Below are 1,308 nucleotides of genomic sequence, written 5' to 3' on the forward strand. Positions count from 1 at the left end.
GCTGACTTGCCCGTTGTTGCATCCGGGGGATGTCGGGATGAGAGCGCAACGAGTTTCGTTTGCGGGGCGAAGGCTGACTTGCCCGGTGAGCGTACCCTTCAAGACGACGATCCCGTCGCCCGGCGTGAATTCCTCCAGGGTCAGTGTCAGGCTGTCCTGATCGCCAGTCCAGTTCCGCCCCATGTCGCGCGCGAAGGTGATCGTCAGCGCCATTTCGCCGGGCGCGGGCAATTCGCCATTGATCGTCAGTTCCAGATTGACCGGCCCCTGATCGCCCTCCATCTGCGCGGCAAGCAAGGAAGCATCGGCATAGTTGCCGATGATCGTCGCGCCGGACAATTCGGGGGCAACAGTCAGCTCCAGCGGCTGATCGCCAAAACTGCCGGTAACCAGCCCTCCAGGCTCATCAGCCAGCACCGGCAGCGCCAGCAGACAGGCCAGAACAGCTATGCCCGCCCTTCGCATGGTCGAGAAGATGGTCAAGAGTAGATCCTCCTGCTGTTTGATTCCGAGTTTAGTTCTGCTCAAGACTGGCCGCCCCGTTCGTTTGAACGGGGAACATGCAGCCTCTTGTGATAGAGTTCAGGCTGGAACCGGGCTTTTANAGAGTAGATCCTCCTGCTGTTTGATTCCGAGTTTAGTTCTGCTCAAGACTGGCCGCCCCGTTCGTTTGAACGGGGAACATGCAGCCTCTTGTGATAGAGTTCAGGCTGGAACCGGGCTTTTATTTTGGATTGTGGCGATGAGATTGCGGTACACCGCTCAAACCGCGTTGATGACGGCACTTTTGTTCATGGCCGTTCCAGTGGCCGCCGAGGACGTCCTGCTGACCCTGACCGGCGCGGTCACGGACGGCAGGGTGGAGATGACGCGCGCGGATTTCGATACGATGGACTGGCATGAGTTTTCGACATCGACCAGCGTCACAGATGGCAGGCCGGAGTTCCGCGGTGTGCTGATGCGAGACATCCTCGCCCATGCCGGGGCCGAGGGAAGTAGTGTGCGTGCGACAGCGTTGAACGACTATGTCGTCGATATCCCTGTCGAGGATTTTCACCGGTTTGATGTTCTGGCCGCGCTTTACATGGATGACGTGCCTCTGACCCCGCGTGACAAGGGTCCAGTTTGGATCGTCTATCCGCGCGACAATCACGGCGTTCTGGCCGATATACGGTATGACATGCGATGGGTCTGGCAGCTTGTCTCGCTGCATGTGCAATGACCGGCACAGGCGGGCGGGCCCGCTATCTGTGGCTTGGTGGGCTGGTGGCGATCTGCCTGGGCCTGTTGGCGCTGGCTGCGTGGCAG

The 1,308-nt window shown here is 59.8% G+C and carries 2 protein-coding genes; one reads left to right on the forward strand and one right to left on the reverse strand.

What is annotated here, in order from left to right; translation table 11 throughout:
• Positions 1-483: hypothetical protein (locus tag ACDP63_RS24835; RefSeq protein ID WP_409928853.1), on the reverse strand; the 483-nt coding region annotated here is incomplete at its 3' end.
• Between the two features lie 259 nt (positions 484-742).
• Between ACDP63_RS24835 and ACDP63_RS24840 the strand changes: the two genes are divergently transcribed.
• Positions 743-1,222 (forward strand): molybdopterin-dependent oxidoreductase, encoded by a 480-nt coding sequence (locus ACDP63_RS24840; RefSeq protein WP_409928854.1) that lies wholly within the window; start codon positions 743-745, stop codon positions 1,220-1,222.
• Positions 1,223-1,308: the final 86 nt, after the last annotated feature.

Origin of the sequence: Paracoccus sp. P2, from assembly GCF_046335115.1 — a bacterium.
Taxonomy (GTDB): Bacteria; Pseudomonadota; Alphaproteobacteria; order Rhodobacterales; family Rhodobacteraceae; genus Paracoccus; species Paracoccus pantotrophus.